Consider the following 16,890-nt stretch of genomic DNA (forward strand, 5'->3'; position numbering starts at 1 on the left):
ATTCGGAGCACGGCTCCAACCGGCATTGGCCAGACCGAAGTCCAGACTCCGGCGTTCGCATGACCGCCGACACCATCAACGCGGGCATCACCGTCATCGGGAAGCCGGACTCACAGGGAGCTGACTGTCACGGGGTCACACTGACCTCTTCGGTCGGGGCGCTGATCTCCCCCTCGCTGCTGAGGGCCCGCAGCACATACCGGGAGTCGGCCTTGCCGTCCGGGTCGGTGTAGGTGAGGTCGGGCAGCACGTCCGAGACTTCCAGAAGGCGGGTGCCGTCCAGGCGGTACACCACGTACCGCGCGGGTGCGGCGCCGGCCGTCCAGGTCAGGCGCACGCCCCCTTCTGGCAGCAGGGCGGCGCGCACGTCCGTGGGCCGGGTGCTGCCTGCCGGTGCGGGTCGGCTGGCGGTGACGGGCGCGGCAGGTTCCGAACGGTTGCCGGTGCGGTCCAGGCTCCGCAGGGAGTAGCGGTACGCCACGCCGGGGACTCCCGTGGCGTCGGTGTATGTGCGCGCCGGGGCGTCCACGCTGCCCACGACCGCCGGGTCCGACGCCGGGGCGGCGCGGGTGATCTCGAACCGGGCGAGGTCCGGCACTTCGGACTGCGCCCAGGTGAGGGTCACGCCAGCGGCGGTCACGGCGGCCGGTTGCAGTAAGGGTGGTGGGGGTGGGGTCACGTCCAGCAGGGCGGCCGCAGCCGGAGCAGACGGCAGGGAATTGACGCGGCTGGAGTTCACGGCCAGCACGCGGTAGTGATAGCGGGTCTGCACGCCCTGCGGGATGGCGTCCACGTACGTGGTCCCCGTGATGGGCAGGCCGGTCAGCAGGAATTCCGGCGCGGTGGGCGGGTCCCCCTCGGAGCGGTAGACCCAGTACCCCGTCAGGTCGCGTTCTGTGTTCGCCGTCCAGGTCAGGGTCAGGGTGTCCCGGCCGGGCGTGACGGTCACTCCGGCGGGTGCGGCGGGCGGAGTGAGGTTCTGTCCGGTGGCGGCCGTCAGCGTGCCCCGGCCGCTCACCTGCCCGGTGTCGTCGGCGGCGGCCAGGGCGTACAGGTAGGGTACGCCGCCCTCGACCTGATCCACGTAGCTGCGGTCGGTGGGGGTCAGCTTCGCCACGGCCGTCAGGGTGTCCGGCGTGGTGCCGCGCAGCACGATCACCGAGCGCACGCGCGGGTCGGTTCCGGGCGTCCAGGCCAGCGTCACGGTGCGGTTTCCCGGCGTGGCGCTGGCGATTTCCGGGCTGGGGATGGGCGTGTCCTCGCGGGCGGTCAGGGTGACGGGCGCGCTGGGCGCGGACTCCCGGCCAAACAGGTCCACGGCACTGACCTGATACCGGTACGTCTGGCCGGGCCTGGATTCCTCGTCCGTGAAGACGTCCCCTCCCGGTTCCCGGGTGATGAAGAACGGAGCGGGTTCCAGTCGCGTGTAACTGCCGGTGGCGGCGGCGCGGAACACGTTGTAGGCAACGACGGCGTGGCTGTCGTCGGGGGGCGCGGCAGTCCAGGTCAGGCGCGCCGGCGCTCCACCCGTGACGGTCAGGTTGGTCGGGGCGGGAACCGGCGGGGTGGGGCCGGTGCGGAAACTGGCGCCGCCCACGCGGGTGCGGGCGCCCCCGTTCACGGCGTACACGGTGGCCGTGTAGGCGCCCGGCTGCAGGCCCGTCAGGGTGGTCTGAATGCCCAGCGCGCGGGCCAGGGCGGGGCGGGCCACCACGTTCAGGTTGAAGATGGCGCGTTCGAAACTGCTGTCGGCCGTGAGCGGTGCGGTGTAGACGGAGGTAATGGCGTCGTACTCCTCACGGGAGATGCCGGAGGCCGCCGTGAAGGGCTGCGGTGAGGCGACGGGAATGTCACGTTGGGACGTGCCCGTCACCTGAACGACGAACCCGCCTGTCGGAATGACGTCTCCGGGCAGGTACCACCGCAGGTGGGCTCCGTCCGGGGTCGGCAGGACGACCAGGCCGGTCTTTTCGGTTCTGGTTGGCGTGGTCTGGGTCACGGTGGTCCGGTCGGGGCCACTCTGGGCCGTGGCAAGGCCGACGCTGCTGAGGAGAATCAGGGTGGTCAGGGTGCGCATGGGCTCCTTTGAACGGATGCGCGGGCCACCTCACGGCAGCCCGCGCGTCGTCAGAATTTCAGCGTGACGTCGGTGCTGATGGTGATATCGGGGATGCCGGAAATATCAATCGTTCCGGACGCTTTGCCTGTGAAGTAGCTGTCGTTGTCCGCCAGATGCACGTTGCCCTTGAGGGTCACCGACAGGGCGGCCGAGGCTTTGATCTTCCCGCATTCACCGGAGGCTCTGGCCGCGGCGCTGAACGACACCGCGCCGTCCAGCGCGAAGGGAGCGGACTGGATACCCAGGTCGAGGTTCGAGCTGTACGCTCCAGAGATGCCGTATTTCGCGGTGCACAGGAAGAAGCTCTTCTGCCCGCTGAGCGAGAACTCCTTGCTGACCCCGACACCGAAGCGGATACGGTCCGGATTGATCATCAGGTAGCCGTTGCCCGACGTGACGTTCTTGACCTCGACCTTGATGGGGTTTTCCCTGGTGCCGACGTACAGGTGGCTTCCACGGGCGCCCGCGTACTGCTCCAGGAATCCGCTCAGCTTGATGATGCTGCCGAAGGTAAGGGGAGGGAGCTTCGAGCAGTCGAGCCCGGCCACGGCTGTGACGCCTCCAGAGCCCACGCAGCCCTGAAGCAGGAGGCCGCCCTGGGAGTTGACGTCGAGTTTGGCCCGGCCCTGGGGCGTCTTGCGGTCCCAGGTATCGCCACTGTTGACCACCCAGAGATCACCCGTGAGGTCCACTCCGCCCTGTCCCTGTCCACCCTTGCCGGTGATGATCCCCCTGACATACGTCTTGGGCGGCGCGATCGGCGGACCCGTCAGACCCTGACGACTGGTGTCTTGAGTGGGCTCGACCAGCATGCTGAGGGTCATGCCCCCCTGGACGGCCTCGTACGGCCCGGCAGTCCGGAACACCGGATCGCGGTCCAGTCCATTGGGCCAGTCCATGTTCACGGTGTACCCACCGAACAGCTCGTACACCTCGACGTTTTTGATGCCCACGGTCAGGTTGTCGAAGCCGGAGGCAACGTGGAACAGGATGGACCCGTACCCGACCGAGTCGGTGCCGCTGTCCGCCACAAAGTTAGGGGTTGGGCCGGTCCGCCCGAACGTCGCCTTCGCGTCGGCTTCCAGCAAGCCCAGCACTTTCAATCGGCCTCCACCGGTAAACGTCAGTGCGCCCTGATCGTTGATCACACCGTCCAGGGTGATGTCGTAAATGAGGTTGGCCGCGTGGATGCGCTCGGTGGTAAACCGCACGTCTTTCCCGCCGTTCACCCAGAACAGCGACTTGGTGTTCTGCTCGACGGGCAGCTTGGAATTGACTTCGAGGCGCCCGTTCAGTCCCAGGGTGTAGCCTCCGCTGCTCTGCCGCTCGATACCCACCTCCGCAATCGAGAAGGGGTATCCGTACAGACTCGTCAGGCCCGAGGTGGCACCCCGCCACGCCTGGCCGTCCAGACTGACATTCCCCAGGGGGTCCATGCGGAGATTGCTGAGAAGCACGTCTCCGCTCTTCCCGATTTTCCAGTGGGCGTTGGCAAAGACGATGTCGGCCACCGGGCGTCCGGCCTGGACGGTCCAGGTGCCAGTCCCCAGTTCCAGGGTGGTCTGGCCGAAGGTGTGGGTGACCGGTCCGTTCGCACGGACGGTCCACCTCGCCCCGGCAGCCGCCCTGGCATCCCAGCCGATGTTCAGGTCCATCGTCTTCTCGACCAGGGGAAGCGGCAGCGACCCGGTGCTGCTCAGGGCCGAGATGCGCCCCGCAAGGACCTCGGCGCGCAGCTTGCTCAGACTCACGGTCCAGCCCAGCAGGTCCGTCTGAGCCGTGGGAACGTCAAAGGTGGTGACGAACCCGGACACGTTGTACGCGGCGGCCCCGGTCACGGTCAGAGGCGACGTCAGGATGGGGCTGCCGACCGTGACGTTCGCGGCCGGGAACACCAGACCCATCCAGTCGGTTGATGGGGCGACCTGATTCCCGGAGGCGGCGGCCAGTTCGTCGGCATTCCTGCTGCCCGACAGGTCGAGAATGGCCGTATTGGCACTGAGCGTCAGGCCGTCTTCAGCCAGGGGGGTCGTCAGCGGGCCGCTCAGGGCCAGTGGGGCCAGCAGGTGGCCGTTGTCGTCCAGCGGGGTGCTGTTCAGGGCCATGCTGACGTTGCCGCCAGCTACTGGAAGCGTCACGGTGCCGCTCACGGCCACACCGTCGCGGCTGAGACTCAGGGTGCCGAGGGTGACCGCAGCGTCGCCGAGCGCCGCCAGACTCAGGCGCCGCGACCCGAGATCCACGGTGACTGCCGTCGGGGTGCCGACCACGCGGGCCACGCTGCCGCTGACGGTGGCCTGCACGTTGGCGAAGTCGACCGTGTACCGCCCCAGGTCCCGGCCGGCGACCACCAGTGAATTCACCACGCCGCGGCCGGTCAGGCCATCGGGGTTGGCGTTCTCAAGGGACGTGACCTGCACGACCGTGCCGCCGAACCGCACGGTTTCGGGGACATCCAGACGGTAATCGAGGTCCAGCCGGACCGGAGCGGACTGGCCGGGCTGGGTGTACTCGAACGTCAGCGTGTGGCGCCCAGGACGCTGCTCCGTGAACTCCTCGGTGAACTCCCTGGTCCGGGGGTTCGCGTCGCCCTGAAGGTCCAGGGTCGTGGTCCTGACCGGCTGGCCGTCGATCAGCCAGCGGCCCGACACGCGGCCCTCTCCGACGAAGGGAAGGTCCAGCGTGACCCGGAAGGGCTGGGAACTGGTCAGAGTGAAGAAGTCGTTCTCGGAAAGGACGCGGCCGCCCTGCTGCACCCACAGCACGGACGCGCGGCCCAGCTGGAGGGTGACCTTGACCTGAATGGTCAGGGTGGCGCGCGGCACGAGGGTACGCCGGGGATCGTACGCCAGGAGGGTCACCACGTAAGTCCCCGACCGGGTGTACAGGGTCCGCAGGACGGTGTCGGTCGTGGTGGAGCGCTGCACGCCGTTGCCGTAGTCGATGATGTATTCCATGCCCGGCAGCACGCCGCTCAGGTCGAACCGGTAGCCGACGCCGCTGTCGTCCACTTCGGCCACCCGGATGCTTTCAGTGGCCAGCAGCCCCACCGCCACGTCCGCCGTCGTGGATTCCAGGTTTAGTCGGTCGGAACGTTCCGGGCCGACCGTGATCGTGTACCGACCGAACGTCGTGTACGCATGGGTCAGGGTCACCTCGGTCTGTCCGGTCACGGTGTCACTCGTGTCGCCCCAGTTGACGGTGTACCGGACCGCAGGAACGAGGCCACTCAGGCGGGCCGTCACGGTGAGGGTGGTGTTCCCCCCGCCGGTGACGGTCAGGACGGCAGGCTGGGCTGTGATGGCGATGCTGGCGCTCGCCGGATCGACGCGCGTGGCACGGACGGTGACCGTGTAGTCGGAGGGCAGCGCGTACTCATGCGTTCTGGCGGCTGAAGTCGTGCCCGTGACGGTCTCGGTCGTGCCGTCGCCCCAGTCCAGGGCGTACGTCAGGCCAGCTTCCAGGCCCGAGATCCTGGCCGTGGCCTTCAGGTGGTCAGCGCTCAGGGCAATCGTGGTCGTCACGTTCAGAACGATGAATTTGTCGCTGGACGCCTGGCCGCTGACCTTCAGAGCCACCCGGAAACCCCGGTCGACCCCCTGGCCGACGGTGGTGTACTGGTGGGTCACGTCGGCCGTGGTGACACCGGTAACGGTGGTCTCCGGGCTGCCGTCGCCCCAGTTCAGGGTGTACGTCAGCTGGGGAATCAGTTCACGGAGGCGCGCCGTGACGGTCAGGCCGTCGGCGGTCAGGGACCAGATCGAGGAGGTCTCAGGCACCCTGACGGTCAGGGCGTACGAGCGGGCCGTGCCAGGGGACGAGATGGTGAACAGTCCCGGCGTCAGGTAGACATGGGACCGCGTGGCTGTTGTCACGCCCGTGACCGTCTCGACCGTCCCGTCACCCCAGTTCAGGGTGTACACGGCGGTTTCGACCAGGTCGAGCAGCTCGGCGGTCACGGTCTGCCCTAGATCGACCGTCGCGGAACCCGTGGCCGCAAGACCGACCAGCAGGTCGTAGCGGGGCAGATTGGATGTGACGTCGATACTCAACGGGGGCGTCCCGGCGTGCGTGATCTGGACGGTGAAGGTGCCGCGGTCAGCGTAGGTGTGCCTCACCACCGACGTCCGGTCCGTCGCCACGAACGTCTCAGTGACGCTGTCGCCCCAGTTGACCGTGTAGGAATCGCCGATCAGCAGATGGCTGAGACTGAGGATGACCGAGAGGTCCTGCCCGGAGACCGTGGCGGTGGGGGTGGGAATCGTGGCCGTCACGGTGGCGGTCACGGGCGTGGTCTGTGCCGAGCCGAGCGTCACGGCGTAGGAGCCGGGCTGGGCGTAGGCGTGGGTCTTCTGGGTGGTGCTGGTGCCGCTCACGTTGTCCCTGGTGCCGTCACCCCAGTCCAGGGTGTACGTCACGCTCGGGACCAGCGTGGACAGGCGGGCGGTGACGGCATCCCGCACGAAGGTCGTGGCAGGAGTCACGTCCAGCACCGGGGTTGGCGCGGTGACCGTCGCCGTGGCCGTCACGGTCACGGTGGACGAGGAGCTGAGGGTCACCGTGAAGCGGCCCAGTTCGGCGTACGTGTGGCTGCGCTGGGCCGTGCTTGCGCCCGAGGCGACGGTCACGACTTCAGAGGTGCCGTCACCCCATTCGAGGCTATAACTCCCGGCCATCAGGTTGGACAGACCAGCGGTGACCGGGGTACCCAGGGTGACGGAGGCGGGCGTGACGGTCAGGACCGGCACCGGCGCGACCACTGTCACGACCGTGCTGAAAGCTGCCCGGCTGCCCGTGGCGAGCACGGAAATACCGTACTGCCCGGGGCGCGGGTAGGTGTGCGTGAGGCTGGCGGTGGTGGCCGTGGCCGTGACGACCTCGGTCACGCCGTACTCCCAGGTGACCGTGTACTCGGAGCCCGGCAGCAGATTCCCCAGGTTCAGGGTCGCGGTCAGGGGAGCGGTGGCGGCGGCGGTGCCAGTCGGGGTGGCAATGGTCACCGTGACGGTGGCGGAGGCGACCGTGGAACCGTTCAGGGTCAGGGTGACCCCGGAGGTGCCTGCCTCCGCGTAGGCGTGGGTGCGCTGCGCATCTGCGCTGCCGCTCAGGGTGTCGGCGGCGCCGTCGCCCCAGTTGAGGACGTAGTCCTGGCCGGGATACAGCCCCGTCACACTGGCGGTGATGGTCTGTCCTATGGCCGCGCTCGTAGGCGTGACCGTCAGGGTCGCGTCGGGCACGGACACCGTGACGCTGGCCACCACCGGGGTGCTCACGCGCGGGTGGCGGACTTCCACCCGGAAGGTGCCCGGGCGGGCGTACGTGTGCACGAGCGTCACGGCCGGGTCACCGTTCGGGTTCAGGAACGTGTCGGTGCTGCCGTCGCCCCAGTCCACCCGGTAGGCATCGACGGACGAGGTGGTCCTCATCAGGTTGCCGACCGTCACGGTCACCCGAAGGTCACTGGGCGCAAAGGTCAGCGTAGGCACCGGGGTCTGATAGTTCAGGGTCACGGTGCCCTGGGCCGGCGTGCCGCCCCCGGCATTCCTGACCGTCACCGTGTACGTGCCGTTCCTGGCGTACTCGTGCGTCAGGATCTCGGTCAGGCCGCTCCCGGGACTCACAAACGTCTGCACGGACCCGTCGCCCCACTCCACGCTGTACGGGTAGTCGGAAGACGGCACCGGGATCAGGTGGCCGACAGTCAGCGTAACCCTGAGGTCACTCTCCCGGAAAGCGAGAGTCGGGGTGGGTACGCTGACCGTGACGAGGGCCGTGACGGGCATCACGCCCTGGGCGCTCAGGGTAATGGCAAAGGTGCCCGTCAGGTATTTCTGACCGTCATTGAACGCGTGCGTGCGCGTGGCAGTGGCCACGCCGGTGAGGGTCTCGGTGGTGCCGTCCCCCCAGGCCAGCGTGTAGGTCAGGCCTGGCGTCAAGCCCGAGAGGGTCGCCGTAACGGGCTCACCGACGGCCACGTCCGTGGGCGTGACCGACAGGGTGGCGGCCGGGGCCGTCACAGTCACGGTTGCGTCGGCCCGTTCACCCGTGCTCATGGATACGCGCACGGCGTACGTGCCGGGGCGTGCGTATGGGTGCGTCAGTGTCGCCTGCGCGGCCGTGGCCGTCAGGGCTTCCGTCTTCCCGTCACCCCAGGTCACGGTGTATGTCAGGCCCGTGACCAGCTGCGAGACCCGGGCCGTGACCGTCAGACCGGTGGCCTCCACGCTCAGGGCGGGGGGCGCACTCAGTGACAGGGTGGCATTGACCGGGGTCATCCCCTGGGCCGTCAGGCGAAGCGTGAAGGAGCCGGATTGAGCGTACGCGTGCGTCAGGCGGGCCGCAGTACCCGTAGGCGTCACCGTGTCGGTGGTGCCGTCTCCCCAGTTCAGGGCGTACGTCTGACCGGCCACGAGTTGCGCCAGGTCAGCCGCCGCGTCCAGTCGCAGGGCAGTCACGTTCAGGGTTGCAGTGGGCAGCTTCAGCGTGACAGTGGTCGCCACAGGGGCGCCGCGCTGCGGCGTGACCTGGATGGTGAAGCCGCCGGGCTGCGCGTAGGTGTGCGTTAGCTGCGCCGTAGCGTCCGTGGGCGTCAGGGTTTCAGTCGTTCCATCGCCCCAGTTGATGCTGTAGGCGTACCCGCTGAGCAGGTTCCCCAGGTTCAGCGTCGCGGTCAGTCCATTCCCGGTGGCGCTTGCGGTCGGGGCGGGCACCGTGGTGGTCACGGTGGCGGTGACGGTCGCGGTGGCGTTCGAGGTAAGTCTGGCGGTGAAGGTGCCCGGCGTCGCGTACGTGTGCGTCCTCTGTGCGGTGGCGGTCCCGGTGAGCGTCTGCGTGGTGCCGTCGCCCCAGTCGAGGGTGTAGGTCACGGCGGGTACGAGGTTGCCCAGGGCAGCGGTAACCGTCTGGCGAATCTGAGCGCTGCTCGGGGTAACGGTCATGGTTGGCGTTCCGGCGGACAGGGTGGCGGTGGTCGTCACGGTCACGCCGCCCTGCGGCGTGACCCCGATCGTCACCGTGCTGGGCTGCGCGTACGTGTGCGTCAGCTGTGCCATGGCAGCCGTGGGCGTCAGGGTTTCGATACTTCCGTCGCCCCAGGTGATGCTGTAGGCGTACCCGCTCAGCAGGTTCCCCAGGTTCAGCGTCGCGGTCAGTCCATTTCCGGTGGCGCTTGCGGTCGGGGCGGGCACCGTGGTGGTCACGGTGGCGGTTATCGGCGTGGTGCTGGCACTCGTCAGCGTTACGGTAAAGGTGCCCGGCGTCGCGTAGGTGTGGGTCTTCTGTGCGGCAGCCGTTCCGGTGACCGTCTCGGCCACCGTACCATCGCCCCAGTCGAGGGTGTAGGTCACGGCGGGCACGAGGTTGCCCAGGGTGGCCGTGACGGTCTGGCGGATCTGAGCGCTGCTCGGGGCGACCGTCATGGTCGGCGTTCCGGCGGACAGGGTGGCGGTGGTCGTCACGGTCACGCCGCCCTGCGGCGTGACCTGGATGGTGAAGCCGCCGGGCTGCGCGTAGGTGTGCGTCAGCTGTGCCGTGGCGACCGTGGGCGTCAGGGTTTCGATACTTCCGTCGCCCCAGGTGATGCTGTAGGCGTACCCGCTCAGCAGGTTCCCCAGGTTCAACGTCGCCGTCAGCGTGGACGACGTTGCATTCACCGTCGGAGTCGGAACCGTGGTGGTCACGGTGGCGGTGACGGTCGCGGTGGCGTTCGAGGTAAGTCTGGCGGTGAAGGTGCCCGGCGTCGCGTACGTGTGCGTCCTCTGTGCGGTGGCAGTCCCGGTGAGCGTCTCGGTGGTGCCGTCGCCCCAATCGAGGGTGTAGGTCACGGCGGGCACGAGGTTGCCCAGGGTGGCCGTGACCGTCTGGCGAATCTCGGCGCTGCTCGGGGTGACCGTCATGGTCGGCGTTCCGGCGGACAGGGTGACGGTGGTCGTCACGGTCACGCCGCCCTGCGGCGTGACCCCGATCGTCACCGTGCCGGGTTGCGCGTAGGTGTGCGTTAGCTGCGCGGTGGCAGCCGTGGGGGTCAGGGTTTCAGTGGCTCCGTCGCCCCAGGTGATGCTGTAGGCGTACCCGCTCAGCAGGTTCCCCAGGTTCAGCGTGGCGGTCAGTCCATTTCCGGTGGCGCGTGCGGTCGGGGCGGGCACCGTGGTGGTCACGGTGGCGGTGACCGGCGTGGTGCTGGCACTCGTCAGCGTCACCGTAGACGTGCCCGGCATCGCGTACGTGTGCGTCCTCTGTGCGGTGGCAGTCCCGGTGAGCGTCTCGGTGGTGCCGTCGCCCCAGTCGAGGGCGTAGGTCACGGCGGGCACGAGGCCACTCAGGGTGGCCGTGACCGTCTGGCGAATCTGAGCGCTGCTCGGGGTGACGGTCAGCGTGGGGGTTCCAGCGGACAGGGTGGCGGTGGTCGTCACGGTCACGCCGCCCTGCGGCGTGACCCCGATCGTCACCTTGCCGGGCTGCGCGTAGGTGTGGGTCAGTTGCGCGGTGGCAGCTGTGGGTGTGAGGGCTTCAGTGGTTCCATCGCCCCAGGTGATGCTGTAGGCGTACCCGCTCAGCAAGTTCTCCAGGTTCAACATCGTCGTCAGCGTGGACGACGTCGCACTCACCGTGGGGGTCGGGACCGTGGTGCTCACCGTCGCGGTGACGGGCGTGGTTCCCGGTGAGGTCAGCGTGATGGTGGAGGTCCCGGGCTGCGCGTACGCGTGGACCTTCTGGGCTGTGGGGGTTCCGGTGATCGTTTCGGCGGCTGTACCGTCGCCCCAGTCGAGGGTGTAGGTCAGGGTGGGGGTCAGACCGGCCAGATCGGCGGTGACCGTCTGTCCGGCGGGTGCGCTGGCGGGCGTGGCGGAGAGGGATGCGTCCGGCACGGTCAGCGTGGTGGTGGTCGTCACGGGGGCGCTGCCGTGCGGCGTGACCGTGATGGTCACCGTACCGGGCTGCGCGTATGTGTGCGTGAGCTGCGAGGTCGTGTTGGTGGCGGTGAGTGATTCGGTGGTGTCGCCCCAGGTCACGGTGTAGGAGTAGCCGACGAGCAGGTTGCCCAGGTTCAGCGTGGCGGTCAGTCCGTTTCCGGCGGCGCTGGCGGTGGGCGTGGGGACGGTCACGGTCACGGTGGTGGTGACGGGAGACGTTGCGGCACTCGTGACGGTCACGGCGACCGTTCCCGGTCTGGTGTAGGCGTGGGTTTTCTGCGCGGTGGCCGCGCCTGTGGTGGTGTCGGGGACGCTGCCGTCGCCCCAGTCCAGACGGTAGGTCAGGGTGGGTTCGAGGTCGGTCAGGTCGGCGGTGACGGTGTCGAAGACGGTCGTGCTGCCGGGCGTCACGGTCAGGATGGGGTTGGGGTAGGCCACGGTGACGGTGGTGGTGGCGGTGGAGCCGCCCTGCGGCGTGACCTGAATGGGGTAGGTGCCGGGCTGGGTGTAGTCGTGCGTGACCTGAGTGGGGTCGCCGTTGGTGTATGTGGTGTCGGTGGTGCCGTCGCCCCAGTCGATGACGTATGCGTAGTCGATCACCACGGTGCCGATGTTCAGCGTGGCGGTGAGTCGGTTGGCGGTGGCGGTCAGGGTGGGCGTGGCGATCCCCACCTGGACGGTCGTGGTCACGGGTGGGGCGTTCGGTTCGGTCAGGGTGACGGTGTACGTGTCGGCCCGCGAGTACCGGGTGGTGCGCTGCGCGGTCGTGCTGCCGGTCAGGGTGTCGGTGAGGCCGTCGCCCCAGTCGAGGGTGTAGGTCAGCGCGGGATCGAGGTTGGTGATGTCGGCGGTCACTGTCTGCCGGACGGTGGGGCTGGTGGGCGTGACCGTGAGCGTGGGGGCCGCCGTCTGCGCGTGACCGTGGCTGGAGATCTGAAGGCCGGCCAGGGTGACGAGCAGGGTGAACAGCCAGTGCAGGCCGCGCGCGGCGGTCCCGGCGGGCGGGCGGTCAGGCGGGGGAGCGTGAGCGGTGAGATTCATTTGGACTCCAGGGTGCCGAAGCGGTAGCGCAGTCCGGCGCCGTAGCGGTATGCGGCGGGCGCGGCGGGCGCGGCCGACTGTTCGTAGCGGGCGCTGGCGCTGACGTCCAGTTGGGGGGTGACGGCGTAGGTCACGGTCAGGTCGGCGCGGCCGGTCAGGGCTGCGCTGGTGTTGGGCGTGATGGGACGGCTGAGGTTCAGGCCCAGGCCCAGCTGTGCGCCGAGTGGGCCGCCGGCGTAGGTCAGCGTGCCAGTCGCGGAGCCGGTCGTGCCGGTCGGGGCGCGGGTGTACGAGACGTTCAGTCCGCCCTGCCAGGGGCGGCCCTGCCCGCTGACGGATGCCTGGGCGCTCGTGGTGGGTTCGGTGCCGGGCGGGGTGGTGAGGCTGGCGGTCACGCCGAAGCGCAGCCCACCGGCCTGGGTACTGACGTCTGCGGCGTACGTGGGGGTGGCTGTGGCCGGGGCGTAGGTGATGGTCGCGCCGGTATTCAGCTGCTCGGAGACCGTGAGACGCACGCCGGCGCCGACGGAGACCGCGGTGCCGCTCGTGGCGGCCGTGCCGCGCAGTTGCCAGCGGCCGGCCGAGTAGGCCAGCGTGGCGCTGGCGTTCAGGGGGCTGCCCTGTGCCAGTGAGGCGGTGGCGCTTGCGGTCACGGCGGGACTGACTTTGGCTGTGCCGCCGCCGCTGACGTTCCAGCGGGCCCGGCCGTTCTGGAGGTTCACGCTGGGCGCGAGGTAGGCGCTGGTGCCGCTGCGGACGTAGGTGAGTGAGCCGTTCACGCCGCCACTCCAGATCACCGTGTCCTGCGCGGGCAGGTCGACGGCGGTGGCGGTAGCGGCGGCACTCACGTTCAGTTCGCGGGTCAGGCGCAGGCTGCTGCCTGCGCTGACGGTGTGCGTGCGGTACCCGGACGTGGCGGACTGGTTGCCGGACAGGGCGTAGAGGGTGGTGACCGAGGTTAGGGCGAGGCCGTCGGCGGGAACCGGTGGGGCGTACGTGTACACGAGCGTGCCGCTCATCTCGCTGCGTCCGGCGGTGAGGTCGGCGCTGCGGCGGCCCGTGGCCTGGACGGTGTGCCGGGGGCGCGTGTACCGCACGCCGAAGGTGAGCAGGCTGCGTTCGGCGGTGGCGTCGACGGTGGCGGCGCTGGTCCCGCCGGTGGGCGTCTGGTAGTGCACGGAGACACTGGCACTGTCGAGCAGACTCAGGGGGGGCGGCACGCTGTAGAGGCGCAGCTGGAGTGATCCCTCGGCGGCGGCAGTGCCGGTGAGGGCCAGCGCCAGGACCGGGGCCAGGGGCCGTTTCATCCGGGGCCTGCGGGGGTGGGGTGCGTGGCCGAGGAGCTGGGTGGGCACGGCTCGGCGAGCCGGGAGGGAGCAGGGCGACTCATACCTAAAGTGCCTTTAAGCCAAGGCAGAAAAATCTCATGTGAGCACGCTAGGGCACGGGGCGTTACTGGGGTGTTATTCGCTGAATGTCGGAAGGGGCAGCGCCAGAAAGTTCGGTGGCGCGCCGCGTTCCAGCGTGCGGTACAGCGACCAGGCGCGGGTCCGCCACGCCCGGTCGTTGACACCGAGCGTCCGCGCCGCGTGATACTCGATCTCCGTCAGGCCAGCGGTCCGGCTGACCTGCGCCGCCTCCCGGAGGTCCGCAGCAGGGAGCGTCGCTCCAGGTAGGGTGGCGCGCAGCAGCAGCCCGCGGGCGAGGAACTCGTTCATCCGGCACGCCCGCGCCTGGTCCACCGACGCGTTGATCAGCGCCCGGGCCTCCGCGACCTCGCCGGACAGGACTCTGGCCTGGGCCAGCGCCTGCTGGGTGATCACGGTGGTCAGCGGGTAGGTCAGGGCGCGGGCGACCGCCTCGGCCTGCACGCCCCAGCGGGCGGCCACGTCGGCGTGACCGAGACCCGCATGGGCGAACACCAGGGTCGACAGCAGCAGGGAGAGCCGCACGGGATCACCGGTCTCCTGGGCCAGCGCGAGCACCGGTTCCATGAGGGCCGCCGCTTCCCCGCACCGGCCGGCCCGCAGCGACACGAGGCTCCGGCGGTGCCACTGATCGATCAGGTGGGGCGCGTACGCCCCGAGGGCCGGCTGGGCGGCGTCGAGTTCGGCCAGCGCTTCCCGCAGGCGGCCCTGGCTGGAGTAGACGGTCGACAGGTGCACCTGCCGCACGGCGGTCTCGAACGGGGATTCCAGGCTGGGCGCCGTGAGCAGCGTCTCCGCCTGCGCGAGGTCACCCATCGCCCAGTACGTCCAGGCCAGGTTCCACCGGTACCAGGCCGGATCTGGACTTCCGGGCTGACGGATCCGCGCGTGAATGCTCTCGTAGCGTCGGGCCGCTTCCACGAAGCGTCCGCCGACCCATAGGACCAGCGCGTGCTCGTTGATCAGTTCCGGGCGGTCAGGGTCCAGCGTCTGGGCCCGCACGATGGCCGCCTCGGCGGCGGTGAGCTGCCCGGCCCGGAGGTGAACGACGAACCGGGTGCGCCACACGTCCGCCTGTTCGGCGTCCGGCAAGGCCGCCAGTGCCGGTCCGGTCGCGCGGGTCACCTGCGTGACGGCCTCCTCGAGCCGGCCGCACAACCGGTACAGTTCGGCCAGCGCGGCGCGCAGCTGCACCTCGCGCCCTGCGTCCGGCGTGGCGTTCAGCGCGGCCAGCAGCGCCTGTTCCGCTGCGGCCGGATCACTGCCCCGCAGGGCCACGCCCAGCCCATACTGCGCGTCTCCTCCGCCCTCGCCTGCGGCCTGGGCCGCCTGCAGCGCCTGCCGGAAGTCCTGCGCGGCGTCCTGCCACGAGCCGTGGCCAAGGGCCACCCAGCCGGCCCTCACCCAGTGAGGCGCGGCGCTCGCGGGGTGCCCCGCCGCCTCCCAGTGCCGCGCGATCCGCTCGGGCACCGCGCCGGTCCCGGGGTCCTCCAGGGACGCCGCGATCCTGGCGTGCAGCAGCGCCTGCACCGGGCGCGGCACGCCCAGCAGCGCTGCCTGCGAGATCAGGTCATGGGCGAACCCGGGTCCACTCATGATCTGCGCTGCCTCCAGCTCCGCCCACGGCTCCGCGAGGTCCACGGGGTGCACCTCCAGGACCTGCGCGGCCAGGTGGGCGCTGAAGTCCGAGTCGGCCACGGCGGCCACGCGCGCCAGTCTCAGCGCCGGGGCGGACACCTGCTGCAGCCGTCGGCGCAGCGTGGGCAGCAGCTGCGACGGGACGGGCAGCTGGCCCGGCGGGATCGGCCCGGCCAGCGCGCCGGAGTCCGCCAGGGCCCGGAGGGTCTCGATCACGAACAGCGGGTGGCCGCCCGTGTGCCGCCACAGGGCCGGGATCAGGAGGGGCTGAGCGGGACCGGTCCGCAGCGCGAGAAAATCACCGGTGAGGTTCGCGACGTCGGCTTCGCCCATGGGGCCGAGGTCCAGCAGGGTGGCCTCACGCGCCTCCACACGCCGGGCGAGGGTCTCTCGTCGCGCAGCGGGCAGTTCGGCGTCCCGCAGGGTCATCCCCACCGAGATGCCCAGCGCCTGCCACGCCGGGTGAGCGGCCAGGAACATCCAGGCGTCCCAGCTCAGATCGTCCGCCCACTGCGCGTCGTCAATCAGCAGGGCGCCCGCCGGCCCGGACGTCGGGCGTCCACCCTGCAGGACGTCCGGGAGGACCGACACCACGAGCGCCGTCACGGCCTCCAGCAGGCGCCGCTGCGCCAGGGGCGAACTCAGGGGATTCGACGTGGGCCGACCCGGCCACATGTCCGGCAGCAGGTGGGCGATCTCCGCGCGCACCCAGTCGTCCTGCACCCGGGGAGCGGAGTGCGGCAGGTTCGCCTGGGCGTCCAGAAGCCGCCGCAGCGCCTGCCCGAGCATCAGGTACGGCACCGCCTCGTCGCCGGGCCGGGCGTCGAGGGTCAGCAGGGGACCGCGGGTGGTCAGGACCTCGCGCAGCAGCCGGGTCTTCCCCACTCCGGCCGGTCCACGCACCAGCGCCACCTGCCCTGCGTTCAGTGCGGCCGTCAGGTCGGCCCACTCGCGGGTCCGGCCGGTCAGGGGCGGCGTCCACGCGGCACTCGGCCCGGACCGGGCGGGTGGGGCGCCGGGACCTGCCGGGCGCACACCCGGCACCGGCTGCCGGATGGACGCGGCCAGCGCGGCCGTCTCGGGCAGCGGACTGACGCCCAGGTCGCGTCTGAGCAGGTCCTCAAAGGCCGTGAAGGCGGCCAGTGCGGCGCCGCGGTCCTCCAGGGCCAGGTGAAGGGTCATCACCAGGCGGTGCGCGGACTCCGAGAGGGGATCGAGGGTGAGGAGGTGCGTGGCCAGTTGCAGGGCGCGCCGGACCTCACCGGACTCGCGCGCCCGGTGGACTCGTCGCCACAACGCGGCGCGGCGCGCGTCCCGGTGCCGCTCCCGGGCCGCGCGCAGCCAGTCCTCGAATTCCGGGCAGTCGCTGAACTCCTGACCGGCCAGCACCTCATCGGCGCGCCGGTCATCCGTGTCGTCGGCGCGGTCGTCCGCACGCGGGTCGTCCTGGTCCGTGCCGGTCAGGTCACAGGTGACGCCCGCGCCGAGTTCCAGGGTCGCCTCGCCCAGCAGGAGGTTCGCACCGGTCTGGGACCGGATCCGCCAGATGGTCTGGCGCAGGTTGCTCCGGGCGGCCCGGTCGGGCACGTCCGGCCACAGCAGGCCCGCGAGCCGCGCCCGCGGCGTCTGGCCTCCCACGCATAGGTAGGCGAACAGGGCGGCAGTCTTGCGTTCCAGCGGGCGGGTGCTTCCGTTCACCGTCAGCGTGGGGCGGCCCAGCAGGTTCAGGTGAATGGACGCGTCGGGCACACCC

4 protein-coding genes are annotated in these 16,890 nt (G+C 70.1%); all 4 read right to left on the reverse strand.

The annotated features are described in order from the left end of the window. Positions 1-127: 127 nt before the first annotated feature. Positions 128-2,077 carry a fibronectin type III domain-containing protein gene (locus tag IEY69_RS16675; protein WP_189074279.1) on the reverse strand — a complete coding sequence of 650 codons (1,950 nt, stop codon included), beginning with the start codon at positions 2,075-2,077 and terminating at the stop codon, positions 128-130. Positions 2,078-2,127: 50 nt separating this feature from the next. Beyond that, positions 2,128-12,072: a hypothetical protein gene (locus tag IEY69_RS16680; RefSeq protein WP_189074280.1), complete on the reverse strand. Its 9,945-nt coding sequence runs from the start codon at positions 12,070-12,072 to the stop codon at positions 2,128-2,130. After that, positions 12,069-13,379 carry a hypothetical protein gene (locus tag IEY69_RS16685; RefSeq protein ID WP_189074281.1) on the reverse strand — a complete coding sequence of 437 codons (1,311 nt, stop codon included), beginning with the start codon at positions 13,377-13,379 and terminating at the stop codon, positions 12,069-12,071. The genes IEY69_RS16680 and IEY69_RS16685 overlap by 4 nt, the downstream gene beginning before the upstream one ends. 156 nt (positions 13,380-13,535) lie before the next feature. Continuing rightward, complete coding sequence (locus tag IEY69_RS16690; protein ID WP_189074282.1) at positions 13,536-16,886, reverse strand: ATP-binding protein; 3,351 nt, start codon at positions 16,884-16,886, stop codon at positions 13,536-13,538. Positions 16,887-16,890: the final 4 nt, after the last annotated feature.

Origin of the sequence: Deinococcus sedimenti (assembly GCF_014648135.1) — a bacterium.
GTDB lineage: Bacteria > Deinococcota > Deinococci > Deinococcales > Deinococcaceae > Deinococcus > Deinococcus sedimenti.